This window comes from Oerskovia sp. USHLN155 (assembly GCF_037145535.1).
GTDB lineage: Bacteria > Actinomycetota > Actinomycetes > Actinomycetales > Cellulomonadaceae > Oerskovia > Oerskovia rustica.
Window position 1 is genome coordinate 137211 of the sequence record NZ_JBBCXG010000006.1, and the last position, 26072, is coordinate 163282.

21 protein-coding genes are annotated in these 26072 nt (G+C 72.1%); 9 read left to right on the plus strand and 12 right to left on the minus strand.

Annotation, left to right across the window (positions count from 1 at the left end; translation table 11 throughout):
• Positions 1-142: 142 nt before the first annotated feature.
• From WFH32_RS10235 to WFH32_RS10255, 5 genes are all read left to right on the plus strand, one after another.
• Complete coding sequence (locus WFH32_RS10235; protein ID WP_191796890.1) at positions 143-634, plus strand: FHA domain-containing protein; 492 nt, start codon at positions 143-145, stop codon at positions 632-634.
• A complete protein-coding gene (gene ftsR / locus WFH32_RS10240; protein ID WP_318244188.1) occupies positions 631-1440 on the plus strand; it encodes a transcriptional regulator FtsR in 810 nt (269 codons plus the stop codon). The genes WFH32_RS10235 and ftsR overlap by 4 nt, the downstream gene beginning before the upstream one ends.
• 107 nt (positions 1441-1547) lie before the next feature.
• A complete protein-coding gene (locus tag WFH32_RS10245; RefSeq protein WP_371415754.1) occupies positions 1548-2066 on the plus strand; it encodes a bifunctional nuclease family protein in 519 nt (172 codons plus the stop codon).
• 243 nt (positions 2067-2309) lie between these two features.
• Positions 2310-2900, plus strand: a complete 591-nt coding sequence (locus WFH32_RS10250) for a MerR family transcriptional regulator (protein ID WP_138824416.1) — start codon at positions 2310-2312, stop codon at positions 2898-2900.
• Between the two features lie 271 nt (positions 2901-3171).
• A complete protein-coding gene (locus WFH32_RS10255; protein WP_336707445.1) occupies positions 3172-6570 on the plus strand; it encodes a pyruvate carboxylase in 3399 nt (1132 codons plus the stop codon).
• A 111-nt stretch (positions 6571-6681) separates the two neighbouring features.
• Here WFH32_RS10255 and WFH32_RS10260 read toward each other — a convergent pair whose 3' ends face one another.
• A complete protein-coding gene (locus tag WFH32_RS10260; RefSeq protein WP_336707275.1) occupies positions 6682-7494 on the minus strand; it encodes an SDR family NAD(P)-dependent oxidoreductase in 813 nt (270 codons plus the stop codon).
• A 53-nt stretch (positions 7495-7547) separates the two neighbouring features.
• Here WFH32_RS10260 and WFH32_RS10265 point away from each other — a divergent pair, with 53 nt between their 5' ends.
• On the plus strand, positions 7548-8108 hold the full coding sequence (locus WFH32_RS10265) for a TetR family transcriptional regulator (RefSeq protein WP_336707277.1): 561 nt from the start codon (positions 7548-7550) through the stop codon (positions 8106-8108).
• A gap of 71 nt (positions 8109-8179) precedes the next feature.
• On the plus strand, positions 8180-9019 hold the full coding sequence (locus WFH32_RS10270) for an MBL fold metallo-hydrolase (RefSeq protein WP_336707279.1): 840 nt from the start codon (positions 8180-8182) through the stop codon (positions 9017-9019).
• A 17-nt stretch (positions 9020-9036) separates the two neighbouring features.
• Here the strand turns inward: WFH32_RS10270 and WFH32_RS10275 are convergent, their stop codons facing one another.
• The 4 genes from WFH32_RS10275 to WFH32_RS10290 form a co-directional block, all read right to left on the minus strand.
• On the minus strand, positions 9037-10290 hold the full coding sequence (locus tag WFH32_RS10275) for a phospholipase D-like domain-containing protein (protein ID WP_318244187.1): 1254 nt from the start codon (positions 10288-10290) through the stop codon (positions 9037-9039).
• An 81-nt stretch (positions 10291-10371) separates the two neighbouring features.
• The gene (locus WFH32_RS10280) at positions 10372-11517 is read right to left on the minus strand and encodes a tyrosine-type recombinase/integrase (RefSeq protein WP_336707281.1); all 1146 of its coding nucleotides are present in this window, start codon (positions 11515-11517) and stop codon (positions 10372-10374) included.
• Between the two features lie 201 nt (positions 11518-11718).
• Entirely contained in the window at positions 11719-12051 is a 333-nt protein-coding gene (locus WFH32_RS10285) for a hypothetical protein (protein WP_336707283.1), read from the minus strand.
• Positions 12052-12802: 751 nt separating this feature from the next.
• Positions 12803-13249 (minus strand): iron chaperone, encoded by a 447-nt coding sequence (locus tag WFH32_RS10290; RefSeq protein ID WP_336707284.1) that lies wholly within the window; start codon positions 13247-13249, stop codon positions 12803-12805.
• 476 nt (positions 13250-13725) lie between these two features.
• On the opposite strand from WFH32_RS10290, the gene WFH32_RS10295 reads away from it, so the two are divergent.
• Positions 13726-14664 (plus strand): patatin-like phospholipase family protein, encoded by a 939-nt coding sequence (locus WFH32_RS10295; RefSeq protein WP_336707286.1) that lies wholly within the window; start codon positions 13726-13728, stop codon positions 14662-14664.
• Between the two features lie 84 nt (positions 14665-14748).
• Here the strand turns inward: WFH32_RS10295 and WFH32_RS10300 are convergent, their stop codons facing one another.
• A complete protein-coding gene (locus WFH32_RS10300; protein ID WP_336707287.1) occupies positions 14749-15015 on the minus strand; it encodes a DUF1905 domain-containing protein in 267 nt (88 codons plus the stop codon).
• Between the two features lie 377 nt (positions 15016-15392).
• Positions 15393-16478 (minus strand): site-specific integrase, encoded by a 1086-nt coding sequence (locus WFH32_RS10305; protein WP_191796881.1) that lies wholly within the window; start codon positions 16476-16478, stop codon positions 15393-15395.
• Between the two features lie 428 nt (positions 16479-16906).
• Between WFH32_RS10305 and WFH32_RS10310 the strand changes: the two genes are divergently transcribed.
• Positions 16907-17251 carry an RNA polymerase-binding protein RbpA gene (locus tag WFH32_RS10310; RefSeq protein ID WP_138824427.1) on the plus strand — a complete coding sequence of 115 codons (345 nt, stop codon included), beginning with the start codon at positions 16907-16909 and terminating at the stop codon, positions 17249-17251.
• 204 nt (positions 17252-17455) lie between these two features.
• On the opposite strand, the gene lnt is transcribed toward WFH32_RS10310, so the two are convergent.
• From lnt to tatC, 5 genes are all read right to left on the minus strand, one after another.
• Positions 17456-19063 carry an apolipoprotein N-acyltransferase gene (lnt, locus tag WFH32_RS10315; protein ID WP_191796880.1) on the minus strand — a complete coding sequence of 536 codons (1608 nt, stop codon included), beginning with the start codon at positions 19061-19063 and terminating at the stop codon, positions 17456-17458.
• Between the two features lie 363 nt (positions 19064-19426).
• Positions 19427-21091 (minus strand): amidohydrolase, encoded by a 1665-nt coding sequence (locus WFH32_RS10320; RefSeq protein WP_336707289.1) that lies wholly within the window; start codon positions 21089-21091, stop codon positions 19427-19429.
• A gap of 75 nt (positions 21092-21166) precedes the next feature.
• Positions 21167-24193, minus strand: coding sequence for a DEAD/DEAH box helicase (locus WFH32_RS10325; RefSeq protein ID WP_336707290.1), 3027 nt, complete (start codon positions 24191-24193; stop codon positions 21167-21169).
• A 48-nt stretch (positions 24194-24241) separates the two neighbouring features.
• The gene (locus tag WFH32_RS10330; RefSeq protein WP_336707291.1) at positions 24242-25288 is read right to left on the minus strand and encodes a diacylglycerol/lipid kinase family protein; all 1047 of its coding nucleotides are present in this window, start codon (positions 25286-25288) and stop codon (positions 24242-24244) included.
• Positions 25281-26069: a twin-arginine translocase subunit TatC gene (gene tatC, locus WFH32_RS10335; RefSeq protein ID WP_404822042.1), complete on the minus strand. Its 789-nt coding sequence runs from the start codon at positions 26067-26069 to the stop codon at positions 25281-25283. Before tatC ends, WFH32_RS10330 begins: the two co-directional genes overlap by 8 nt.
• Positions 26070-26072: the final 3 nt, after the last annotated feature.

The following is a 26072-nucleotide window of genomic DNA, read 5'->3' on the forward strand; positions in this document are numbered from 1 at the left end:
CCACCCGGCGGGGTAGGTTGGACGGGTTGGACGGGTATTGCCCGCATCCCCCACCCTCAAGAGGGCGCGGGAGAGCGTGCAGCACCTTTCCGTACCCACGCATTTTGCTCTGAATGCGTCAAAGAACTCCCGAGGAGGCGAGATGACCACTCCAGGTGAATCTGCGGAGCCACGCCGGGGAGGCAGCGACACGACCGTCACGTTCGGGCGGATCGAGCTGCCGATCGAAGAGGGTGCGCAGCCCGGTGGTCTGACCGCCGAGGAACAGGCAGCGATCTCGGCACTGCCCCGCCACTCGGCGCTGCTCGTGATGCAGCGTGGCCCCTCGGTCGGCTCGCGCTTCCTCCTCGACGCCGAGCGGACCGTCGCCGGCCGGAGCGAGCACGCGGACATCTTCCTCGACGACGTCACGGTCTCGCGCAAGCACGCGGAGTTCGTCCGGGACAACGACCAGTTCGTCGTGCGTGACATCGGCTCGCTCAACGGGACCTATGTCAACCGCAACCGCGTGGACGCCGTGGCCCTGGTCACCGGCGACGAGGTGCAGATCGGCAAGTACCGCCTCACCTTCTACACGAGCCCGGTCCTCGGGCAGACCGTGGGGTCGGCGGAAGGCGCGGCAGAGCACCCGTGAACCAGCCGGCACGCTCCCCGTGGGGGCACGAGAACCGGTTCGACGGCACAGGTGCGCTGACCGCACGATCGACCGACGAGGACGACGTCGAGCAGTCCGCCGAACCCTGGCCTCAGGGCATCTCGCGGCGCGCGACGATGCGCATCTCGGACGTCCTGCGTGCCTTGCGCACGGAGTTCCCCAGCGTGAGCCACTCGAAGCTCAGGTTCCTCGAGGAGCAGGGGCTCATCGACCCCGAGCGGACGCCGTCCGGGTACCGGCAGTACTGCCCGGCGGACGTCGAGAGGCTGCGGTACGTCCTGCTCGAGCAGCGCGACCGATACCTCCCGCTCAAGGTCATCAAGGAGAACCTCGCGGCGCTCGACGCGGGCGAGGTGGTCGAGAACCCGGCCCTCCGGCTGGCTGCGAGCGACGGCGAGACCGAGACCACGACGGTTCGGCAGCGATACACCGTCGAGTCGCTCGCGAGCGCTGCGGGGGTGGACGTCTCGCTGGTCGAGGGGCTGATCTCGGCCGGCGTCCTTCGTCAGGCCCCGGGAGGACAGCTCGACGCGTGGTCCCTCGAGGTCGTCCAGCTCGCGGCAGCGCTCGGCGAGTACGGGATCGAGCCGCGCCACCTTCGCCTGCTGCGCACGTCGGCGGACCGCCACGTGGGCCTGGTCGAGCAGGTCGTCGCCCCGTGGCGCAGCCAGCAGTCCTCGTCGGCGCGCGCCCATGCGGGAGCCCTCGCCGGTGAGGTCGGGGAGCTCTTCGCGAAGCTGCACACCGTGTGGCTCCGCCAGGGCGTGGGGGACCTCACGACCTGAGTCGCGCCCGCACGTCCCTTGGACGGCTCGGCCCTGCGGACAGGTGGTGCGGGACCCTCCGTGCGCCTCCTCCTGACGGACGGCGCCCGCCGTCGTACGGTGGACGGGTGAGCAACGAGGTGCCGATGGTCCCGGTCGAGGTGCTCGGCGTGCGCCAGCAGCAGGGAGCAGGGCAGGAGATCGTCGTGCTGCTCCTCGATCCCGCGGCCGAGCTGGTCGTCCCGATCATCATCGGCCCTCGTGAGGCGAGCGCGATCGCGATGGCTCAGGCGCACCTGACGGCACCCCGGCCGATGACGCACGACCTGCTCCGAGATGTCCTCGAAGCGGTGCACGTGGGCCTGCTGCGGGTGGAGATCGTGGCACTGGACGACGGGATCTTCTTCGCCGAGATGGTCCTGAGCACGGGGGTCCGGGTCGATGCCAGGGCGTCGGACGCGATCGCCGTGGCTGTGCGCACGGACAGTCCCGTCATGTGCTCGGCGGAGATCATCGCCCTCGCAGGGGTGGAGATCGTCGACCCCGAGCAGCAGCGGGAGGTGGCAGAGTTTCGTGACTTCCTCGAGCATGTCTCGCCCGAGGACTTCGGGCCGCCGGAACCCGGCGAGGGGCCGGGGGAGCGGTAGCCGTGCGATCATGCTCCGAGCAGTGCCGTGTCACGGACGCAGGTCGTGCGTGCCCGTCGCCCATGATGGCAAAGGGGTCATCTCGGACTAAACTGGGACAAGTGGTAGGGCGCCGTTGTCAGGGGGGCCGCAGGGGACGACGGCGGGTGGTTCACGCGACACGCTCACCCTCCCGAGGTCCCGGTCGTTGACGCTCCCCGGCCCCGGGCCTAGCGTGGAGTCCACATCATCCTTGGAGGCACAGTGAACAGCAGCGGCAGAGCTGGAGCGGAGCCGGGGGCTCCTGTTTCCCACGCGGCCCAGGGACTGCTGTTCGGCGAGGACATCACCGAGCACGACACCACCACCGGCTACCGTGGCCCCACGGCGTGCCGCGTCGCGGGCATCACCTACCGGCAGCTGGACTACTGGGCCCGCACCGGCCTCGTCGAGCCGACCGTCCGCTCCGCCTCCGGCTCGGGGACGCACCGGCTCTACGGCTTCCGGGACATCCTCGTCCTCAAGATCGTCAAGCGACTGCTCGACACCGGGGTCTCCCTGCAGCAGATCCGCACTGCGGTCGAGCACCTGCGTGAGCGCGGCGTGAACGACCTCGCGCAGATCACGCTCATGAGCGACGGTGCGAGCGTGTACGAGTGCACGTCCCCGGACGAGGTCGTCGACCTGGTCCAGGGTGGCCAGGGAGTGTTCGGCATCGCGGTCGGCCGTGTCTGGCGCGAGGTCGAGGGGACGCTGAGCGACATGCCGGCAGAGTCCCTGGGTGACGACGAGACCCCGGGGGCCCCGACCGAGGACGAGCTCGAGCTCCGCCGTCGGGCACGAAGCGCAGGCTGACGCACCCCGCGCCGCAGAGGCGCCCGAGACCACAGGACCCCGCCCTCAGCGAGGTCCCCTCCTGTCCGGGCTCGCGGCCGGCCGGCCCGTGGCGATGAGCACCTTTTCTCCCGCTCGCCCCCTTCCGGTGACGTCCTGCGCGGGTGGCCGTGCGAAGATCGCCTCTGGACGTCCCCGGCTCGCGCCGGAGCGGCGCCCGTGACGAGCGGGTGCGTGGACCTCTTCTCGCGAGTGTCCCGTGCTCGACCCACGATGACGGATGGGGTACTTGGTGTTCTCGAAAGTTCTGGTCGCCAACCGCGCGGAGATCGCGGTTCGAGCGTTTCGCGCGGCGTACGAGCTCGGCTCCCGGACGGTGGCCGTCTTCCCCTACGAGGATCGGAACTCCGAGCATCGTCTGAAGGCGGACGAGGCGTACCGGATCGGTGAGGAGGGCCACCCGGTCCGCGCCTACCTCGACATCGAGGAGATCGTGCGCGTCGCCAAGGACTCGGGCGCCGACGCGATCTACCCCGGCTACGGCTTCCTGTCCGAGAACCCGGACCTCGCCCGGGCCTGCCAGCAGGCGGGCATCGCGTTCGTCGGGCCGCCCCCGGAGGTGCTCGAGCTCGCAGGCAACAAGGTGCGCGCGCTCAAGGCTGCCAAGGAAGCGGGGATCCCGGTCCTGGCGTCGAGCGAGCCCTCTGCCGACATCGACGAGCTCATCGCCGCCGCGGACGAGATCGGCTTCCCGATCTTCGCCAAGGCCGTCGCCGGGGGTGGTGGGCGCGGCATGCGCCGCGTCGACCGGCGCGAGGACCTGCCTGAAGCCCTGGCCGCCGCGATGCGCGAGGCCGACGGCGCGTTCGGCGACCCGACCATGTTCCTCGAGCAGGCCGTGCTGCGCCCGCGCCACATCGAGGTGCAGATCCTCGCCGACGGCCAGGGCAACGTCGTCCACCTGTACGAGCGCGACTGCTCGGTCCAGCGACGTCACCAGAAGGTCATCGAGATCGCCCCGGCGCCGAACCTGGATCCGGCGATCCGCGACGCCCTGTGCGCCGACGCGGTGAAGTTCGCCCGGTCGATCGGCTACCAGAACGCGGGCACGGTCGAGTTCCTGCTCGACACCGTGGGGGAGCGGGCCGGCCAGCACGTGTTCATCGAGATGAACCCGCGCATCCAGGTCGAGCACACCGTGACCGAGGAGGTCACCGACATCGACCTCGTGTCGTCGCAGATGCGCATCGCGGCCGGGGAGACCCTGGAGGACCTGGGCATCCGCCAGGAGGACGTGCACGTCAACGGCGCGGCCCTCCAGTCCCGCATCACGACCGAAGACCCCTCCAACGGGTTCCGCCCCGACACGGGCCGCATCGTGGCCTACCGGTCGCCGGGGGGCGCCGGCGTCCGGCTCGACGGCGCGACCGCGACCGCCGGGTCGGAGATCTCGGGCCACTTCGACTCGATGCTCGTCAAGCTCACGTGCCGCGGGCGCGACTACCCGACGGCCGTGCGCCGTGCCCGGCGTGCCCTGGCGGAGTTCCGCATCCGTGGCATCCGCACGAACATCCCGTTCCTGCAGGCAGTCCTCTCGGACGCCGAGTTCATCGCGGGGAACCTGTCGACGTCGTTCATCGACGAGCGCCCCGAGCTGCTCGCCGCCCGCGAGAGCGCCGACCGTGGCACCAGGCTCCTGAGCTACCTGGGCGACGTGACCGTCAACAGGCCGCACGGGCCGGGTACGGGGGCGATCGACCCGGCCCTCAAGCTCCCCGCCCTCGACCTGTCGGTGGCGCCGATCCCTGGCAGCCGCCAGCAGCTGCTCGAGCTGGGACCCGAGGGGTTCGCTCGCGCGCTGCGCTCCGAGACCGCCGTCCGGGTCACCGACACCACGTTCCGCGACGCCCACCAGTCCCTGCTGGCCACCCGGGTCCGTACGCACGACCTGCTCGCCGTCGCCCCGTACGTCGCTCGCCTGACGCCGCAGCTGCTCTCGGTCGAGGCCTGGGGCGGAGCGACGTACGACGTCGCGCTGCGCTTCCTCGGCGAGGACCCCTGGGCGCGCCTGGCAGCGCTGCGCGAGGCGATGCCCAACGTCGCCCTCCAGATGCTGCTCCGCGGTCGCAACACGGTGGGCTACACGCCGTACCCGACCGAGGTCACCGAGGCGTTCGTCCGCGAGGCGGCCGCCACGGGCGTCGACATCTTCCGGATCTTCGACGCCCTCAACGACGTCGAGCAGATGCGCCCGGCGATCGACGCGGTCCGTGCGACCGGCACCGCCGTCGCCGAGGTCGCGCTGTGCTACACGGGCAACCTTCTCGACCCGGCAGAGTCCCTGTACACGCTCGACTACTACCTCGAGCTCGCCGACCGCATCGTCGACGCCGGCGCACACGTGCTGGCGATCAAGGACATGGCTGGTCTGCTGCGCCCTGCTGCCGCAGCGCGCCTGGTCACGGCGCTGCGCGAGCGGTTCGACCTGCCCGTCCACCTGCACACGCACGACACGTCGGGCGGGCAGATGGCCACGCTCATGGCTGCCGTGGCCGCTGGTGTCGACGCGGTCGACGTCGCGAGCGCCGCGATGGCGGGCACCACGAGCCAGCCGTCGATGTCCGCACTCGTCGCAGGCCTCGAGCACACCGAGCGCGACACGGGCCTGTCGCTGCGCGCCGTGTGCGACCTGGAACCGTACTGGGAGGCCGTGCGCCGCCTCTACGCCCCGTTCGAGTCGGGGCTCTCGAGCCCGACGGGTCGCGTCTACGAGCACGAGATCCCCGGCGGGCAGCTCTCCAACCTGCGCCAGCAGGCCATCGCGCTCGGACTGGGCGACCGGTTCGAGCAGATCGAGGCCACGTACGCCGCGGCCGACCGCATCCTCGGTCGCCTCGTGAAGGTGACCCCGTCGTCGAAGGTCGTGGGTGACCTGGCGCTGCAGCTCGTGGCCCGTGGCGCAGACCCGGCGGACTTCGCCGAGAACCCCCAGGACTACGACATCCCCGACTCGGTCATCGCGTTCCTGGGCGGGGAGCTCGGAGACCCGCCCGGTGGGTGGCCCGAGCCGTTCCGTAGCAAGGCTCTCGCGGGGCGCGTCGTGCGCACACCCGTGACGCCGCTCGGCGAGGAGGACCAGGCGGACCTCGACGGCGACTCGGCCGCTCGCCGCAACCGCCTCAACCACCTGCTGTTCGCCGGCCCGACCAAGGACTACGAGACGACGCGCGCGGCGTTCGGCGACGTGTCCGTCCTGGGCACCCAGGCCTACCTCTACGGGCTCACGCCCGGCCAGGAGGTCGAGGTCTCGCTCGAGCGTGGCGTCAAGCTCCTCGTGGGCCTCGAGGCCGTGGGTGTCCCTGACGAGCGGGGCATGCGCACCGTCATGTTCACCCTCAACGGTCAGCTCCGTCCGCTCCAGGTGCGGGACCGTTCGATCGAGGTCGACGCGTCGCTCGCCGAGAAGGCCGACCCTGCCGCACCGGGCCAGGTCGCCGCTCCCTTCGCGGGCGCCGTGACGCCCGTCGTGCACGAGGGGGATGTCGTCGAGGCGGGGCAGACTGTCGCGACGGTCGAGGCCATGAAGATGGAGGCCGCGATCACGACCCCCGTGGGCGGGACCGTGCAGCGCGTCGCGATCGCCGCGGTCCAGCAGCTCGAGGGCGGGGACCTGGTGCTCGTCATCGTGTGACGAACGTGCCCGGGCGACGGCCTGGAGGCGCAGCAGTCGGGGGGGGGGGGGGGGGGGGGGGGGGGGGCCCCCCCCCCCCCCCCCCCCCCGCCGTCGTCCGTGGGCGAGTCGTCAGTCGGCGACGATCCGCGCCGCAAGGCGGGGTGCCACGCGATGGATGGCGAGCAGGTGCCTCACGGCCCCGACGTGGACCCTGTCCCTGCGCCCGGCGAGGGCGGACAGGATGGCGGTAGCGGCGGCGTCGGGCGTGATCTTGCGTGCCCCGCGGCCCGCTGTCATCGCGGTGTCGACGAGGGGGAGCGCGACCTCGATCGCGCGGACGTGCGGGGCCGTGGCACGGAGCTGGTACCCGAGCGACGTGGTGAAGGCGCTCAGCCCGGCCTTGGCCGCGCAGTAGACGGGCGCGGAGCGCTTGGGGACGGTCCCGAGCGCCGACGTGACGGCGACGACCGCCGCGCGCGGGGCCTCGGCGAGAACCGGCAGGAGGTACGCGGTCAGGTGCAGCGGGGCACCGAGGTCGGCGGCGAGCTCGGCGGCAGCATCCCGCACGAGGGGGCCCGTCGCCCCGGGACGCTGCGTGACGACCCAGTCGCGGTCGAGCTGGACGGCCGCGTTGTGCACGACGAGGTCCAGGCCGGGCAGGTCGGCCGCCGTGCGTGCGAGGCGGGCGACGTCGTCGGGGTGGGAGAGGTCGGCGACCAGGGTGCGCAGGCCGGGGACCTGGGCCGCAGCGTCCGCGAGGCGGCCGGGATCGCGCCCGCACACGAGCACGGTCGTGCCGTCCGCGACGAGGCGGCGGGCCAGCGCCAGCCCGACGCCGGAGCTTCCGCCGGTCACGAGGGCTGCGGTCCAGCGGGGGGCGGGGGAGCCGTGCCTGGTGCGGGTCGAGGCGTTCGCCTTACCTGTAACACGCGTTACACTCATGTGGTCAACGTAGGCTCGCACCGTCCCGTCGTCAACCCCCAGCCGGAGTCACCGTGTCACGCACCCCCGACGAAGAGCGACGCGCCCAGCTCGTCTCCGGCACGCTCGACCACCTCCAGGCCACGGGCCTCAGCGGCTTCACGCTGAGATCCCTCGCTCCGTCGCTCGGCACGAGCGCCCGGATGCTCGTGCACTACTTCGGGACTCGGGACGCCCTGCTCGAGGCCGTGCTCGTCGAGCACCGTCGACGCATGATCGCGGCGCTCGACGCCGTCCAGACCACCGACCCGCGCATCACCGCGCGATCGGCGTGGGTCGGCATGACCGACCCCGCCCACACCGGACACTTCACGCTCATGCTCCAGGTGCTCACGACGTCCCTCGAGGACGGCAGCCCGCACCACGCGATCGCCCAGGACGCCGTGACCACGTGGGTCGAGCACGTCGAGCGCCTCCTGGTCGCCGACGGGCGCTCGCCCGACGTCGCCCGCATCGACGCCACGCTCCTCACGTCCGGCCTCAAGGGGCTCCTGCTCGACCGCCTCGTCACGGGTGACCTGGAGCGGACGGACGCGGCCGCCCAGCGTCTGGTCGACCTCCTGCTCGCCCCCTGACCCGGCCCGGCGCGACGCCCCGCCGCGCGGCACACTGGAACCACCCTCAGCCACCCCACCGAAGGCGACAGATGCGCATCACGTTCCACGGCCACTCCTGCGTCGCGCTCGAGCACGCGGCGACCACCCTGACCTTCGATCCTGGGACATTCGCGGACACCGCCGCGGCGCTCGTCAGCCCCGGGACGCTGCTCGTGACGCACGCGCACCCCGACCACCTCGACGTCGGCGCCGTCCGCGCCGCACTCGGGATGCACCCCGAGCTGCGCGTCGTCGGACCGGAGGCAGCGTTCGACCGACTGGGGGAGACGCCCGACGGCGAACGGTTCCAGGTCGTCGAGCCAGGCGACGTCCTGACGATCGGGCCGTTCTCGGTGCTGGTCGGGGGAGGGCAGCACGCGCTCATCCACCCGGACGTGCCACGGGTCACCAACGTCACCTACCTGGTGGCCGGCGACGGGGTACGTACGTACCACCCGGGTGACTCGTTCAGCCCGCCCCTGACCGACGACCGCCTCGACGTCCTCCTCGCACCGGTGGCCGCACCGTGGATGAAGATCGCCGAGGGCATCGACTTCGTCCGCTCGCTCGACCCTCGGACCATGATCCCGATCCACGACGCGATCCTGTCCCCGGCAGGCCTCGCCCTGGTCCACCGGTTGTTCGGCGAGGGACGCACCGGCGGCACCTACGACTACCGCCCGCTCGAGGTGGGCGGGCATCTCGACGTCACCCCGAGAGGCGAGGAGCAGACCATGACCCACGAGCCCGTCCCGCACCGCGACCCGGAGGCGGTCGCCGACGCGATCCTGCGCGAGCACCCCGAGTTCGACGAGGTGCCCACCATCGAGGTCGACGAGACCGTCCCTCCGCGCCCCGAGGAGGAGGTCGCGGACGCCACGCGGGAGTAGGTGGTGCGGGAGCCGACCTACAGCAGCGGCCGCAGCGGCGCGAGCGCGACCTCGCCGAGCTTCGCCGCGAGCGACCGTCCGGACCACTCCTCGAGCGTGAGCTCGCGGCAGTTGCTGAGGTCGACGTCGTAGACCTTCTCCATCTGCGCCGCGATGCCGGCGTCGACGATCTCGAGGTTGACCTCGTAGTTCCCGGTCAGGCTGAGACGGTCGATGTTGGCCGTGCCGATCGTGGTCCACCGACCGTCGATCGTCGCCGTCTTCGCGTGGACCATGGCGTCCTTGTAGAGCCAGATGGTCACACCGCCGCGCAGCAGGGTCGTGTAGAGGCCCTTGGAGAGCCAGTCCGCCACGACGTGGTTGGAGCGCTCGGGGACCAGGACGCGGACGTCGACACCGCGCTGGGCCGCCATGAGCAGGGCGTCGAGGATCTCGCGGTCGGGGATGAAGTAGGCCTGCGTGATGTAGATGTGGTCGGACGCCCGGTCGATCGCGTCCAGGTAGATGCCACGGATCGGGAAGACCAGGTGGGCGGGGGCGTTGCGGGCCGCGCGGAGCTCGGGCAGCCACAGCCGTGACCCCGGGTCCTCGAGACGCGGCTGGCCCGGCTTGCGGTTCGAGTTCCAGAAGTCGACGAACGCGTTGCGCAGCTCCCAGGTCGACGGCCCCGCGAGCCGGATGTGGGTGTCGCGCCACTGCGTCGCGTACATGGCGCCGATGTTGTACCCGCCGACGAACCCGATCTCGTCGTCGACCACGAGGATCTTGCGGTGGTCACGGCCCGACTTGCGGACGTTGAGCACCAGGACCCCGGGGCGGAAGACCGGGTAGCGGATCACGTGGATCGGCTCGGGGAACGTCAGGAACTCGCGGGGGACGACGAGGTTCGCGAAGCCGTCGTAGATCACGAAGACCTCGACGCCGCGCTCGGTCGCCTCGACGAGCGCGTCCTTGAACTCCTTGCCGAGGTCGTCACCCTTCCAGATGTACGTCTCGAGCATGATGCGCCGCTTGGCCCCGCGGATCGCCGCGAGCATCTCACGGTAGAGGTCGTCACCGTAGGTGAAGATCGTCGTCGTCGTCTCGCCGATGCTCGCCTCGGCCGGGGCGGAGCGGGGGAACTTGCTGGGGTCGGTGACGCGTCGCTTGCGGATGGCGTCGGCGATCACCAGCCCGGTCGCGACGGTCACGGGGACCGCGACCGCGAGCACTGCTGCGCGGGCCATCACCGTTCGGGCGAGCTGGACGGGAGAGGTCTTCGAGGGGCGCACCTGCTCACCGTAGCCTCAGGTCGCCGAGAGCACCCGGAGAAATGGGGTGACTTTGCCCGTTGCGGTCACCAGGCCGTCACGTCACGCCCTGGGAGCGACGTTTTCTCCGTCTATGTCCGTTTCGAGGAGTCCTTCGCTGCCCATCTCCGCTGGCAGCCCGGTCGACAGGGGGTGGGAACGGATCGCGGCCGCGAGCTCACCCTCGATCCGGTCGAGGTAGACGCCCGTCGTGGCGATCGACGCGTGCCCCAGCAGCTCGGCGATGACCTTCACGTCCCAGCCCTGCGCGACGAGGAGCGTGGCGGTCGTGTGCCGCAGGGCGTGGGGGGTCGCTGCCCGGCGGTACTCCTCGGGCATGCGGGCGACGCACCGGTTGAGCAGCGCGCGGATCGCCTGGGCGTCGATGCGTCGGCCCCGCCAGGTGAGCAGGAGGGCCCGGGCGGCATCGGCGTCGCCCGGCCTGCGTGCCAGGAGCGAGGGCCGGAGCGCAGCGAGGTACTCGTCGAGCGCCCGTGCGAGGGGCTCGGACAGGCTGACGGTGCGCACCGTGCCGCCCTTGCCCTTGATGCGCCAGCGGGTCTGGTCGGGTTCGCGGACGAAGTCGTCGACGTCCGCGCGGGCGACCTCCGAGACTCGTGGGCCAAGGATCAGCAGGAGCGCGATGATGAGGCGGTCCCGCACGGCGAGGTCGTGGTCGGGACGCGGGTGCCCGGCGCTGCCCGTCGCGGTGGATGCCGAGGCGCCGGCCGGTCGCGGCTTGGTGCTCGCGGTCACGAGGAGCGCCTGCGCGGCCGTCGCCGACAGCGCGGTGCGGGCGACGCGCAGGCCGCCACGGAGCCGGGCCGGGGGAGCGGCCCACTGCATCGGGTCGGCCTGGACCCACCCGTCGCGGGCCGCGTGCGTGAAGAACCGGGAGATCGACTGGCGGAACCGGTTGACGGTCGCGGCCGACCGTCCCGGGCCGTCGGGCTTGGTCCGCGGGTCGGTGTATCGCCCGTCCGGAGTGATCTGGTACCGCAGGAGGAAGTCGTCGATGTCGGCACCGGTGATGTCGTCGAGGACGGTCTCGGGGCCCGCGAGGGAGGAGAACTCCCGCAGGTCACGCTCGTAGTTGCGCTGGGTCGTGGGGGAGAGGACGCCACGGAGCGTCTCCGCCGAGACGGAGGAGAGGTACGTGGAGACCGCCTCGGCGACGGTGACGCGGCGTAGGCGGGGAGGGGCGACCACCGAACAGCTCCTGAGGACGGGACGAGACCGGACATCCGGAGCATAGGGGGCGCCACTGACACGACCGCGAGCGGTCGAGGGTCGAGGTCACGAGGTCTCACCACGGTGTTGTGCTAAACACAATGGTTTGTCGTGTATGTCCCAATTGAAGGAGCGTATCGCAGTGCTGCGGCATCACGAAAGAGGTCGTGCCGCGTGTCCTCAGATGCCCGACGGCGACGCGACGGCCCGCTGCTCGGCTCGCCTTGTCATGGCGGGCGGCAGGGCGCCGGCCCTGGAGGGGGACCGGTCGAGAAGCGGGGCCAGCCACAAGCGATACGCCCACCACGGCGCCGTGACGACAGCGACGACCGCCGTGAGGACGGCCGTCAGTGCCGTGACTGCGAGGACGGTCGCCAGGAGCGTCACCACGAGCGCAGCACGTGCCGCACGGGCAGCGGCCGAGGCGCCCGAGCTGCATACAGGGCGTCTGGGCGAACCGAAGGTTCCTGCAGGATCTACGGGACGCGTCGCCACGAACGGTCCTGAGCTCATTCTCGACTCCAGGTCTCGGCGGGCGCTCCTGACTGACGCCCTTGCGATGGAGGGAGCCTGCGACCGGCTCCTGTGATGCAGCGCCGGCGAGACGTGGGCGGCTCTGGGGTGGCGTGACGACTCCGAATCTGCGCGAGATCAGCCGCTTCCGACGGGCCGTGCGCAGTCGAGAGGGGTGTGGTCCGAACGTCGTAATGACATAATATACATTATCGGCGTTGCTTCGGAGGGGCTGAGAGTGGCTGAGGACGCGCTGGTGCACCCGCGTGCTGGTCACCCGCGAAGCACGGCTCCGGCGTCGCGCTGCCGCCCAGTGGGCAGCGCGCCCGAGGATCTCGTCGATGGTGTGACATGCGGCGCCGCGCCGCGTACGACGAACGCAGCTCGTCGCTCAGCTGCTCTCCGACTACGTCAGCACGAGACCTGCGTACGGGGCGACCTCGGCCTGCATCGGCCGTCGGCTCGCCACGCACCGCCGGACGGGCCCGCTGCCATCGCCACAGGCCGTGGCCAAGGCCGTCCGGGTCGTGTGGCGCGATCTCGTTCCTCGCTGCGTCACCTCGACCAGAGCGATGTCGAGAGGCATGGAGGCTTTGCAGCAGGCCCGTACGGTGCGCGCCCGTCGCCCGAATCCTGCCTGCCACTCCCCCGGACCAACCGCTCGTTGAGGACATCGTTGCAGGTCAGAGGCCATTTCTGAGGCTCCTGACCTGCACCGATGCCCTCGCCGCGGCGCCCGTGACCGTTCGACTCAGCCCGCCGCCCTCTTGACGAGGTCCGCGATCGTCGCCTCGTTCTCCGGCGTCAGCTCCGTGAGCGCGTACGCGACGGGCCACAGGGTGCCGTCGTCGAGCTGTGCCACGTCGTTGAAGCCAAAGGTCGGATAACGCGCACCGAACTTCTCCGCGGGTTGGAAGAAGCAGAGGATCTTGCCGTCCTTGGCCCAGCCGGGCATCCCGTACCAGGTCTTCGGCGCGAGCGCGGGCGCGTGCTCGGCGACGAGCTCGTGGATCCGCGAGGCCATCGAACGGTCCGGCTCGGAGAGCTCCGCGATCTTCTCGAGCTGGGCCTTCTCCGCCTCGGCCCGGTTCGCGGACGCCTTGAGCTCCTTGGCGCGCTCCTTCATCGCCGCACGTTCCTCGGCCGAGAAGCCTTCGTAGGCCTTGCTGGTTGTCGTCGACTTCGTGGTGCCGGTCATCGCGATTCCCCTTCGTGGTGTGTCTGCCGTCGGGTTCGACGCTACTGAGGGGCGACAGTGCGCGCTTCTCCAGATCTGCTCGATCTTGCCGGGGTGGCGCAGCGGCCTGTTCCCGGCGGCGGGAGAATCGTGCCGTCGGTCTTTTTCGAGAGCGTCGGTGAACGGAGAAGAAAGTCGCCGAGGAATCCACGGTGCGCCGTTCGGAATGCCGCAACACATCCGCTCCCGGATTCTCCGGATCGCCGTGACGAGCGGGTCGACCATGCCGAGGACGCGGTGGCGGAGCGACGTTCGGCAAAATCCCCTGCTCATGCTCGGTGGCGTCGTGCTAGCGTCGCGGTGATCGCGACCCGTCGAGGAGGTGAGACCCGTGAACGCAGCATCCGTACCGGGCGCTCCCCCGCAGCCCACGATCACGCGACGGCGCTAGTCGCCACCGGGAGCGCTTGCCAGCTACTTCGCGAAAGGCGAGTCCCATGAACACCTCACCCTCTTCTCCCGTGCACTCCCCCGTGACGCCCGACCCCGGCCCGCAGGCACGACCTGCCGGTGGCCGGGCCGTGGTCCTCGGTGGCTGGGGCTCGACAGGAAACGCCTGGCTGATCGGCGTCGTCGCCGGCCTGTTCGAGGCCGGTGTGGACGTGACCACCCCCGACGTGACCGTCGGGACGTCGGCTGGCTCGACCGCTGCCGCCCAGCTGGCGGGTGCGGCCCCGGCCGACCTGCTGGCGGCGGCCCTTGCCTCGACCCCTTCGGGGCGACGCGCTCCGGAGGGAGCTGCCCGCAGGCCTGTCGACGACCACCTCGAACGGATGCGCGCCCTCATCGCCTCGGCCCACGACCAGGCTGACCTGCGCAGACGTGTGGGCGCCGCAGCGCTCGAGCGGGAGTCGACGTCGGACGGTTCCTGGCAGGAACGGTGGCGGTCCACGGTCGCGTCACGGCTTCCGGGTCAGACGTGGCCGCTGCTGCGACGGGTCCTCCTCACGGCTGTCGATGCCGAGACCGGGGAGCCGACGGTCTTCGACCGCGACAGCGGGGTCGACCTGGTGGACGCCGTCGCCGCGAGCTGTTCGAGCGGTCTTCCCTACGAGATCGCCGGTCGCCGGTACATCGACGGGGGCTACCGGCGCAACGAGAACGCCGACCTCGCCGCGGGGTACGGGCGGGTGCTCGTGCTGTCCCCGTTCGGCGGCCGGTCCCTCACCCCGCCGACATGGGGACAGCAGCTGGCGACGCAGGCCGACGAGCTCCGCGCGCGTGGCAGCGAGGTCGTGTCGATCTTCCCGGACGCCGACTCCGAGCACCTGTTCGGTGCCAACGCGATGGATCTCTCGCTCCGCCCGACGGCCGCTCGAACCGGGTACGAGCAGGGCCTGGCTGTGGCCGATCGCCTGACCGAGTTCTGGCGCTGACCCCGCGACAAGAATGTCACCTCCCCGGTCGTGTGGTGCTTTTCGCGCCACGCGACCGGGGAATGCGGAGCAGTCGTCAGGAATTCAGGTCAGTCGTTCCGAAAGATGGACCGTCACCGTGTCTCCGATGTCCTTGCCGAGCTTCTTACGGAGCTTTGCGCTGATCGAGAGCATGTGGCCACCGGACCCGGTCGGCATGAGCCCGGCCGTGAGGTCGTGGCCGTCCACGGTCGCGACCACGCGTACGGCCTTCCCCGTGCCCAGGAGCTCCACCGAGTCGGGCACCTCGACGCACGACCAGACGTCGTCGCGCACCGTCACGCCGATCGGCGCAGAGAATGTGACGTCCATCGGACCTGGACTCGTGCTCACCACGTGACCCCCTCGTCGTCAACGGCGCCGTGTGCGTCCGTCGTGCGTCGTCCGACTCTATCGAGCGGCGCCGGGCACGCGCCCGCCCTCGCCGGAGCGAAGTCTCTTGATGTCGACAGACTTCTCCAGGAAGCCCTGAGAGCGTCGGCGTCCTTGTCGCGCTCGGCGCATCTCGGACACGTCGCCGCAGGTACGGAACCGGTCGTGAATGTCCGTCGTGCGCCTGGAAGGTCGATGCCCCGTGAGTTCTAGACCCACGGGGCAGGAGTCACCACTCCCCCGTGAACCGTTGCAACATCAACGATCGAGCACGTCTGCCCGCGGCTGGATCGAACCTCGTGGGCACACCCTGGGCACTAGCCGGGCGAGACCGCACGCAGTCGCGCCGTCTCCAGCGCGACCGCGACACCGTCGAGATCCTTCTCGAAGAGGTCCGCGTAGACGTCGAGGGTCATGCTCGCGGAGGCATGTCCCAGCATGCGCTGGACGGCCTTGACGTTCGCCCCCGCGGACACCGCGAGGCTCGCGGCGCTGTGGCGGAGGTCGTGCGGAGTGAGGTGGTCGTCGATGCCCGCGACACGAGCCGCGCGGGAGAACCAGCCGGTGCCCGACTTGGACCGCTTGAGGTAGGTGCCGCGGTCGCCGTGGAAGACGACGTCGTCGCGCCCCTTGCCCTCGCACGCTGCGGCGAGGGGCAGCGAGAGGAACGCGGGGAACGGGACGGAGCGCCGCTCGTGGGTCTTGGGCGTCCCGACGACGATCTCGGAGCCGACCTCGACCGCGTTCTGGTTGATGCGCAGGCGCTGGCGGAGCATGTCGAGGTCCCGGACACGGAGGCCCGCGGCCTCGCCCCAGCGCAGCCCGCAGTAGGCGAGGACCAGGACGAGGGTCTCGTGCCGGCCGGCCGCGGTGGCGAGCGCGGCGACCTGCTGGTGGTCGAGGTAGGTGTGCTCGCGCCGGACCTTGCGGGGCAGGTTGACCCCGCGGGCCGGGTTGGTGAGGATGCGTCGGTCGTCGACGGCGTCGTCGAGCAGCGACGCGAGGGCGCCGTGCGCGCGGGCGACCGTCGTCGCGCTGTAGGTGGCACTCAGGTCGGAGACCCAGGCCTGCACCGCGGTGCGCCGGATCTCCGCGACGGGCACGCTCCCCCACCGGGGCGTGACGTGCAGCCGCCACGAGCTCTCGATCGCGCGGGCGGTCGACGGTTTGAGGTGGGTCTGGCGCCCGAGCCACGCTCCCCCGAGCTCGTGCACGGTCGACCGGGCTGCCGTCGGGTCGATGAACTCGCCGCGCAGGATGGACACCTCGAGCGAGGACGCGAAGGCCTCGGCGCTGCGCTTGGTCTTGAAGCCACGCTTCTTGGTCTGCTTGCGCTCGGGGGTGCGGTAACGAACCATGTACCGTCGCCCGGCCGTCGTCTCGTACGCCTCAACGGTCGCCATGACGATCCGTCCACTGTGCGTGGTCTGCCTGGTTCCTCACAGCACGAACGGTACCGCGATCCGTCGCATCAGCGACGATCCGGACAGGTCGTCGAGCGGCGGCACCGGCGGATCGACGGTCACGTCCGCGTCCCACCGGTGGGCTCTGGCCGGTCCCCTGACGTGCGGTACAGGCAGTGCCCCGGGCAACATCACACCGTCGATCGTGCGTGTGGAGTTGCGCCGACCTGCGAAAACCGGAAACCTGGTCGGTGGTCTCGCGGGTGTGCGCGTCCTCCCCGATGCGTGCGGTCTGCTGGGCAGCCTCGACGGGTGGGTTCGGCGTGCCACGTGCGTTCACCGGACCTTCACGCCCCGCCGGAACACGCGCATCCGGTCGGACGTTGACCCCCATAGACAACCCCTGCCGCTACCCCTTGGAGGACGACATGCCAGACCGGTCCCTACGTGGAATGAGCATCGGTGCGAAGAGCATGGAGTCCGACGCGGGCGTCGACTTCGCCCCTCGTTTCCAGGCGCACTACGACTGCCCCAACGGTCACACCATCATCCTGCCGTTCTCGACCGAGGCCGAGGTGCCCGCGGTGTGGGAGTGTCGCTGCGGTGAGGAGGCCCTCCTGCGTGACGCGGAGCGCCCCGAGCCCAAGGCCGGCAAGCCCGCCCGTACGCACTGGGACATGCTGCTCGAGCGTCGCACGATCAAGGAGCTCGAGGAGCTGCTCGACGAGCGCCTCGGTCTCCTGCGTGCCGGCAAGCTGCGCCGCAGCGCCTGATCGTCTGACGCGTCGGGCCCGGAACTCCTCGGAGCTCCGGGCCCTTCGTCGTCCCTGGGGCCTCGGCCGGGCTCTCCCCCGCTCACCGACAGGTGTCCGGTCCGCCCGACGGCGCCGCGCACCCACCGGGGCCGTCGCACCCGGGCGAACCTCGCCGTCGGGCAGGACGGGCCTTCCCGGGGTGCGCACCGCGCGGTCGGACGACTAGCGGCGTGCAGGCTTGGACGTCGGGCGCTTGGCGGTGGGCTTGCGCGCAGGGGCCTTGGCGCTCGCGGCCGGACGGGAGACGTGGGCGACGACGCCCGCGACGACGAGCAGGACCGTGAGCCCGCCCGCGATCCACCCGGGCCAGTACCCCAGCCGTACGGCCGGGGTCAGGGAGTCGCGCAGGGGCAAGGTCGCGACCATCTGGTCGGCCGTGAAGAGCTCGGTGCTCTGCAGGAGCGCGCCGTTGGGGGCGATGATGCCGCTGACGCCGACGGTCGAGATCTGCACGGTCGCGCGCCCGGTCTCGACGGCGCGCAGGCGAGACATGGCGAGCTGCTGGGTGGACTCGGCGCTGTACCCGAAGGACGCGTTGTTGGTGGGCACGACGAGGAGCTCCGCGCCGGCGTTCACGGCGTCGCGGATGAGCTCCTCGTACGCGACCTCGAAGCAGATGACGGTGCCGAGCGGGACGGTGCGCCCGAGGCGTTCGGAGGGCAGGTCGACGACCGCGACCTCGTCGCCCGCGATCATGTCCGTGGTCACGCGGTCCACCTGGTCGGAGAAGATGCGCACGAAGCTGCGCATCGGGATGTACTCGCCGAACGGTGCGGGGTGCTGCTTGGCGTACCGGTCGATGACACCCTGCCCGGGGGCCCACAGCAGCGACACGTTGTACCGCCCGCCGGTCTCGGGGAACTCCTGCGCCCCGACGAGGATGGGCGCGCCGACGGTCGTCGCGGCCGCGTCGATGTCGGCGGCGACGTCGGGGGTGGTCTGCGGGTCGAGGTCGGAGCCGTTCTCGGGCCACAGGACGACGTCGAGCTCGCCGGGGTCGACCTCGTCGAGCAGGGCGAGCGTGCCGTCGACGTGGTTCTGCAGGACCTCGCCACGGTTGGCGAAGGACCCGAGGCCCGGTTCCCCGACGTTCCCCTGGACCGCGCCGATCTTCAGGGTCCCGGTCTCGGCGCGGGTGTCGAGCGGGACGACGAGGCCCGCGCCGAGGAGCACGGCGGCCGTACCCAGTGCGCACAGGGCGGGCAGGGCGCGCACCTTCCGGGCCTCGAGCACGAACACGGCGAGCAGGACCCCGATCGCGGCGGTCAGCAGGGAGACGAGCAGTCCTCCGCCGAGCCAGGCGGTGCGCCCCAGCAGGGAGTCGACCTGGGAGAACGCGAGCCGCCCCCAGGGGAACCCGCCGAACGGGAACTCGGAGCGCCACTGCTCGACCGCGACCCACAGCACGGAGAACGTCACGACCTGCCACGCGAGGTTGCGGGCGACGGCCCCGATCCGCCGGGCCCAGGTCCACATCGCGCCGAACAGCGCGAGGAAGACCGCTTCGAGGACGCTCAAGGCGAGCCAGGGCACGGTGTCGGTCGCGATCTGAGCCCACTGGATGTGCGGGAGGAAGAACGCGAGGCCCCACACGAGCCCGACGAGGGCGTTCCACCAGACGCGGTCACGACGCAGGGCCAGGAAGAGGGCTGCGACCCCGACGAACGCCATGGGCCACCACCCACGGTCGGGGAAGGCGGTGTTCGTCAGGAAGCCACCACCGGCGGCGAGAAGGATCAGCAGCCAGCGGCTCGGCTCACGGGTCGACACCAGTGCAGGGTACGCCACGTACCTGCAGGTCGGCCGGGAGATGTGGGCCGACCCGCGCGTCCTTCGGACCACGTCGCACCGCCACCGGTGAGGCCGTGTTGTCTACTGAACGCGCGGGTCGAGCCGATGCACGTCAGAGCACGCAGGACGGACGGTGAGATGGTGGCTCGAACCCCTGCGGCGCTGACGGCCGGAACACGTCATCGAACTTACCGCCCCTCACGGAGGTGTCAATCCGAACGCGCGCCCTGGCAGGCGGTGCCGCCGGTCGCGCCCCGGTGACCTGCGGCGGCGCGACCGGCCTCACCCGCGCGAGGGCGCGGCGGACGACCCGCCGGTGGCCCGGCCGGGTCGAACCGGGGCTCAGTCGAACGTGTCGTACAGCACGACGCCGTCACGCACCGTCTGCAGGCACGTCGGGTCGGGTGCGTCGTCGGTGAGGTCGGGCAGCAGCGGCGTGCCGGAGCGGGCGTCGGTGCTCCAGGAGGACACCGAGGTCCCCGTGCCCTGCACGGCGAGGTGCTCGGCACGCCAGACCGCGAGGTGGGCGGGCGCGCCGACGCGCAGCTGGCCCGCGCCCGTGTGGTCGAGCCCGGCGATGCGCCAGCCCCCGCGCGTGTGCGCCCGGAACGCGGCCCGCGCGGAGACGCGCTGGTCGGGGTCGGCGTGCGACATCGCGGCCCGGACCGCGGACCAGGGGTCCATCGCGGTCACGGGAGAGTCGGAACCGAAGGCGAGCGGGACCCCCGCCCCGGCAAGGTCGGCGAAGGGCGAGAGCCCGGCCACGCGCGTGGGACCCAGGCGTGAGGCGTACATGCCGTCGGGGCCACCCCAGGCGGCGTCGAACACCGGCTGGATGGACAGCGACACCCCGAACAGCAGGAGCGTCGAGAGGGCGTTGGTGTCGACGAACAGGGCGTGCTCGACGCGGTGCGCGGCACGGCGGTGCGCCGCCGCCCCGTCCGCCTCGGCGGCGGCGCGCAGCCCCACGAGGAACTCGTCCATGGCCCGGTCCCCGATGACGTGGAACCCGCCCTGGGTGCCCACCGCGGCGACGGCGGACAGGTGGGCCGCGATCTGCTCGGCGGACAGGTACTGGTTGCCGCGCCCGTCGGGCCCGGCCTCGCCGGGGGTGCCCGTGAGGTCGGAGTACGGGTGCCGCAGCGCCGCGGTGCGCGAGCCGAGCGACCCGTCGACGTTCAGGTCTCCCGCGATGCCGGCCAGGCCGGGCAGGTCGGCCAGGAGGGCGCGCGCGTCGTCGGGGGTGGCGCACAGCTCGCCCCGGTACGCGACGAGGTGCGGCAGGGCGCCCTGCGGGTCCCCCGTGAGGTCCATGAGCTCGCGCAGCCCGTCCCGGGTGTCGATCGAGGGGGCGCTGTTCTCGTGCACCGACACGATGCCCCGCCGCGCGGCCGCGTCCAGCGCCGCACGGTAGACCGCGGTGCGCCGCTCGGGGGTCATCGCACGGGCCGCGTCCCGGGCGGCGTGGTGGGCGTCCAGCGTGACCCAGCCGCTCTCCGTCCAGCCCGGGCGCCCCTCGAGGCCCGCCCGCTGCGCGAGGGACGTCGAGACCACGGCGGAGTGCACGTCGACGCGCGCCGCGTACACGAGCGCTCCCCCGCACGCCGCGTCGAGCTCGTGGCGCGTCGGGGCGCGGTGCTCGGGCCACTCCTGCTCGTCCCACCCGAACGCGAGCACCACGTCGTCCGCCTCGGCGGCCGGGCGGGCCTCGACCGCGGCGTGCAGCGCGTCGAGCGCGTCGGCCAGGGACGTGACGCCGGCGCTCGCGGACAGGTCGACACCCGCGAGGGCGAGACCGGTCTCGAGGACGTGGACGTGGGAGTCGACGAACCCGGGGGCGACGAGGGCGCCGTCGAGGTCGACGACGCGGTCGGCTCGGGCGGCGAGCCCGGCGGCTGTGTCGTCGGCGCCGATCCAGGTGATCACCCCGCCGTCGACGAGCATCGCCTCGGCGAAGGGGTCGGTCGAGGAGTGAATGACACCGTTGCGGTACAGGGTGGAGGCCACGAAACCACACGATATGCCACGCCGTGCCCGGCGCGCCCCTTTCGCGGGGTGCGCCGGGCGTGCGTGACGCGAAGGTCACACGCTGGAGTAGGCCACGACCCCCCGGCGGACGGCCTCGATGGCCCGGACCGCGGTCTTGCGCATCGCCGGGGTGGGGGCTGCGGTCGCGAGCTGGTCGAGGACGTCGATGATCTGCTTGCACCAGCGCACGAAGTCCCCGGCGGCGAGCTCGGAGCCGCGCAGGACGGCGTCGAGGCTGCGGCCGCTGGCCCACCGGTGCACGGCGGCGACGATGCCGAGGTCGAGGGTGCCGGTCGCGTCGATGTGGTGGGCCTCCTCGAGGTCGTCGACCTCGGACCACACGACGACGGTCGCGTCGAGGGCGCGCGCGAGCTTTCCCTGGGGGCCGCCGGGCACGTACGGCTCCCCCGCCTCGTCGCGGCGGGCCGAGAAGACGAGCGTCGAGACGACCGCGGCGAGCCCGGCGGGGTCGAGGTCGTCCCACACGCCGCGGCGCAGGCACTCGGCGAGCAGCAGGTCGTTCTCTGCGTACAGCCTGCGCAACCACTGCCCGGCGTCGGTGATCCTGACGTCGGGGGCAGGGGTACGCCCGGGCCGGGGGCGCGTGGTGGCGGGCGGCGCACCGTCCACCGGGGCGTCCACGAGCTCGCCTCCGCCGGCCGGGTGGGGGTCGACCTCCAGGTACCCGAGGCCGGTGAGGATGTCGCAGATGCGGTCGAAGACGCGCGCGATCGAGCCGGTGCGTCCTTCGACGCGCCGCACGAGGGCGTCGTGCTCCTTCTTGAGCTTGGCCCACCGCTCGGACCAGCGCGCGTGGTCCTCCCGCTCGGGGCAGTCGTGGCAGGGGTGGGCGCGCAGGGCTGCTCGCAGGCGGCTGAGCTCCTTGTCGTCGGCCGCAGCCGACCGCACGGTGGGCGCCTTGCCCCGCGACGGGGCGCCGGGGGTGTCGACGAAGGCGCCGAGCGCGTTGCGCAGCGAGGAGGCCAGGTCGCGGCGGGCGGCGGGCACGCGCGGGTTGAAGGTCTTGGGGATGCGGACCGTGCCGACCGTGCGGATCCCGGAGGGGGCGTCGGCGACCGTGAGCTTCTTGACGTGCTTGTCCTCGGTGAGGACGGTGGGGCGGGGGCCGTCGAAGCCGCCGTCCTTGCCGGGGTCGAGCACCACGACGTACCCGGCGCGTCGGCCCGTGGGCAGCTCGACGACGTCGCCGACGCGCAGGTTCTCGAAGTCCGCGACGATCTGGGCGCGCCGGGCCCGCTGCGCCGACTTCGACAGGTCGGCCTCACGGGTCGCGATCGCCCGCCGGAGCCTGGCGTACTCGCCGAAGTCGCCCCGGTCGCACGTCATGGCCTGCGCGTACCCCTCGAGGGCCTCCGCGTGCGCCTGCGCCTGCTTGGCGAGACCCACGACGCCCCGGTCCGCCTGGAACTGCGCGAACGACGTCTCCAGGACGTCGCGGGCGCGCTCGCGGCCCACCTGCGCGACGAGGTTGACGGCCATGTTGTAGGTGGGACGGAACGAGGACTTGAGCGGGTACAGGCGCTTGGACGCGAGGCCCGCGAGGGCGACGGGGTCGAGCCCGGGGTGGTCGACGACGACGGCGTGCCCCTCGACGTCGATGCCGCGGCGCCCGGCGCGGCCCGTGAGCTGGGTGTACTCCCCCGGGGTCATGTCGACGTGCGAGGTCCCGTCCCACTTGACGAGCTTCTCCAGCACGACGGACCGGGCGGGCATGTTGATGCCCAGGGCGAGGGTCTCGGTCGCGAACACGACCTTGACCAGGCCCCGGCTGAACAGGTCCTCGACGATCTCCTTGAAGATGGGCAGCATGCCCGCGTGGTGGGCGGCGACGCCGCGCGCGAGGGACTCGCTCCACGTCCAGTACCCGAGGACGTCGAGGTCCTCGGCGGGCAGGGTCGCGCTGCGCGCCTCGACGGTCGCACGGATCTCGGCCTCCTGCGCGGGCGTGGTCAGGCGCAGCCCGGCGGCCAGGCACTGGGTCACGGCGGCCTCGCACCCGGCGCGGGAGAAGATGAAGAAGATCGCGGGCAGCAGCCCGTCGGCGTCCAGGGCGTCGACCACGGCGAAGCGTGGCGGGGTGCGGCGCCCGCCCCCGTCGCCCGATCCTCCCCGGAACCCGCCCGAGGGCTGGCGTCCGCCGCGCCCTCGGTAGCCGCGGTCCCCGCCGCGTCCGCCCCGGCCCGGGTAGCCGCCGTCACGGGCGCCGCTGCGGAACGCCGCGAGCAGGTCGGGGTTGATGGGCGGGTTGACGCCCGGGTCGGTCGGGTCGACGTGCCCCGCGTAGAGGTCGATCAGGTCCGCACCGGTGCCGGGGCGCACGACCTCCCCGGGGGTGCGGGGGCCGCGATGGCGGGAGCCGACGAGGACGTGCTGCCACAGCGGGACGGGGCGGCGCTCGCTGACGATGACGGCGGTGTCGCCGCGCACCATCTCGAGCCAGTCGCCGAACTCCTCGGCGTTGGACACCGTCGCGGACAGGGACACGAGCTGGACGTCGTCGTCGAGGTGGATGATGACCTCTTCCCAGACGGGTCCCCGAAAACGGTCGGCGAGGTAGTGGACCTCGTCCATGACGACGAACGCGAGGCCGTCGAGGGCGCGCGAGCCCGCGTAGAGCATGTTGCGCAGGACCTCGGTGGTCATGACGACGATCGGGGCGTCGCCGTTGATGGAGGTGTCGCCCGTGAGCAGGCCCACCTGGTCGGGTCCGTGGCGGCGCGCGAGGTCGGCGTACTTCTGGTTGGACAGGGCCTTGATGGGCGTCGTGTAGAAGGCCTTGCGGCCGCCGGCGAGCGCGAGGTGGACGGCGAACTCCCCCACGACGGTCTTGCCGGCCCCGGTGGGCGCGGCGACGAGGACGCCGCGCCCTTCTTCGAGGGCCTGGCAGGCGCGGACCTGGAAGTCGTCGAACGGGAAGCCGACGACCTCGCGGAACGCGGCGAGCTGGGTGCGGGAGGATGCCTGGAGGGCGCGCGAGGCCGCGTACCGCTCCGCGGGGCTCGCCTGGCCGGCTGTGTCGTCGTGTCCTGCGTTGCCGGCGGTGCGGGGTGCTGCGGTCATGCCACCACCCTACGGTCCGGGTGTGTCGGTCCGGGGGGCTTTTCGTCGTCAGGCGGGCGGAGACCCGGTGACGCGGCCGTCGAGGACGTGCAGGGCGCCGGGGACGACCGTGACGCGCACGGGCAGGTGGGAGATGCGTTCCCCGTCGGCGAAGGCCGGGGGCGGTGGGCGACCGGCGTCGGTGGCCTCGAGGAGGACGGACGTGACGTTCCGCAGGTCGACGGCGGGGTGGTGCACGTGCTTGCCCTGGTACATGCCGGGGAAGATGCGTGCGGCACCGAGCCGGGTCAGGGGCCCGGCGGTGACGAGGTCGAGGAGGCCGTCGTCGATCCGGGCGTCGGGCGCGATCTGGACGCCGCCGCCGAAGCGGTACCCGTTGGCCACGGCGACCAGCGTCCCGGGCGAGGTCCACACGAAGGGGTGCGCGACGTCGGGCATGTCAGGCGCCGTGCCCGGGGCGAGGTCGGCGGTGATGCGGTACCCGTAGGGGCGGAACCGGGCGAGCTCGCTCGCGACGGCGCGCACGTACTTGGCGCTGCCCCGCGGCCACGTCAACGCGTTGGCGTGGGCGTTGACGGCGGCGTCGAGGCCTGCGGACAGGACGCCGCAGAACCAGCGGCCGCGCCCGGGGCGCGGGGCGAGGTGGGCGTCGAGGGGTTCGGCGCGGGCGGCGTCGACGACCCGCACTCCCCCGGTGCCGGCGCGGCGGGCCGACAGGGCGTCGAGGAGGATCTCGACGGCGGCGGGGACGTCGTGCACGGGCAGGTCGAGGGCCGCGGCGAAGTCGTTGCCCGTGCCGGCGGCGACGACGCCGAGGGGGATCCCGGTCCCGGCGACCGCGTTGACACCGAGGTGGACCATGCCGTCCCCGCCGACGACCACGAGCGCGTCGACCTGCATGCCCGAGGCGACGGCGTCGCGGGCGTTCTCGAGGGCGAGGGGCGCGTTGGGGGCGCTCAGGTCCAGGACGTGGTGCCCGGCCTCGCGCAGGAGCGCGAGGGTGCGCGCGCCGTCGCCTCGCCCGCGCCCGCGGTCTGCCGTCGGGTTGACGACGACGGCGAGGCGGGCGGGGCGGGGCTGTGCCCGGTCAGGCACCGGAGAGCGCGGCGGCGGCGCGCTTGTCGGTGCTGCGGTCGCGCAGGATCGCGATCCCGACGGCGCCGAAGTACAGGACGCAGATGGGCAGCGCGACGAAGATCATCGTGAGCGCGTCGGGTGTGGGGGTCATGACGGCCGCGAAGACGAACGCGATGAGGACGGCCCAGCGCCACCCGGCGAGCAGGGCCGTGGACCGGACCAGGCCCGCGAAGTTCAGGGCGACCAGGACGACGGGCAGGACGAACGCGAGCCCGAACGCCAGGACGAGGCGCATCACGAAGCTCAGGTAGCCCTGCGCGTCCGTGAGGTTGGTCGCGCCCTCGGGGACGAACGCCGCGAGGATGTCGACCGCGTGCGGCAGGACCCACCAGGCCAGGGCGACGCCGCCGAGGAACAGGGGCACCGACGCCCCGAGGAAGCCCACGGCGTAGCGGCGTTCCTTGCGGGTCAGGCCCGGGGTGATGAACGCCCACAGCTGGTACAGCCACCACGGGCAGGTCACGAGCACCCCGAGGAACAGGGAGACCTTGATCTTCATGTCGAGCGCGGTCGCCATGCCCGAGTAGTTCAGGTTGATGACCTTGTTCTGCGCGGCCGCCGCCGCCTCGAGGGGCGCCTGGAGCGCGGCCAGCAGCGGCTCGTAGAGGAACCAGCCGCCGATCGCGCCCACGACGAGCCCGCACGAGACCAGGAACAGTCGCTTGCGGATCTCGAGCAGGTGCTCGCGCAGCGGCATGCGCCCTTCGGAGGACCTGGCCGTCTTCGTCGAACCGGCCACGGA

Excerpts from the sequence above, each read along its gene's own strand:
- WFH32_RS10285 (WP_336707283.1), bottom strand. The coding sequence starts at position 12,051 with ATGAGCTCAGGACCGTTCGTGGCGACGCGTCCCGTAGATCCTGCAGGA.
- WFH32_RS10290 (WP_336707284.1), bottom strand. The coding sequence starts at position 13,249 with ATGACCGGCACCACGAAGTCGACGACAACCAGCAAGGCCTACGAAGGC.
- WFH32_RS10300 (WP_336707287.1), bottom strand. The coding sequence starts at position 15,015 with ATGGACGTCACATTCTCTGCGCCGATCGGCGTGACGGTGCGCGACGAC.
- WFH32_RS10325 (WP_336707290.1), bottom strand. The coding sequence starts at position 24,193 with ATGACCGCAGCACCCCGCACCGCCGGCAACGCAGGACACGACGACACA.
- WFH32_RS10305 (WP_191796881.1), bottom strand. The coding sequence starts at position 16,478 with ATGGCGACCGTTGAGGCGTACGAGACGACGGCCGGGCGACGGTACATG.
- WFH32_RS10235 (WP_191796890.1), top strand. The coding sequence starts at position 143 with ATGACCACTCCAGGTGAATCTGCGGAGCCACGCCGGGGAGGCAGCGAC.
- WFH32_RS10260 (WP_336707275.1), bottom strand. The coding sequence starts at position 7,494 with ATGAGTGTAACGCGTGTTACAGGTAAGGCGAACGCCTCGACCCGCACC.
- WFH32_RS10270 (WP_336707279.1), top strand. The coding sequence starts at position 8,180 with ATGCGCATCACGTTCCACGGCCACTCCTGCGTCGCGCTCGAGCACGCG.
- WFH32_RS10295 (WP_336707286.1), top strand. The coding sequence starts at position 13,726 with ATGAACACCTCACCCTCTTCTCCCGTGCACTCCCCCGTGACGCCCGAC.
- WFH32_RS10310 (WP_138824427.1), top strand. The coding sequence starts at position 16,907 with ATGCCAGACCGGTCCCTACGTGGAATGAGCATCGGTGCGAAGAGCATG.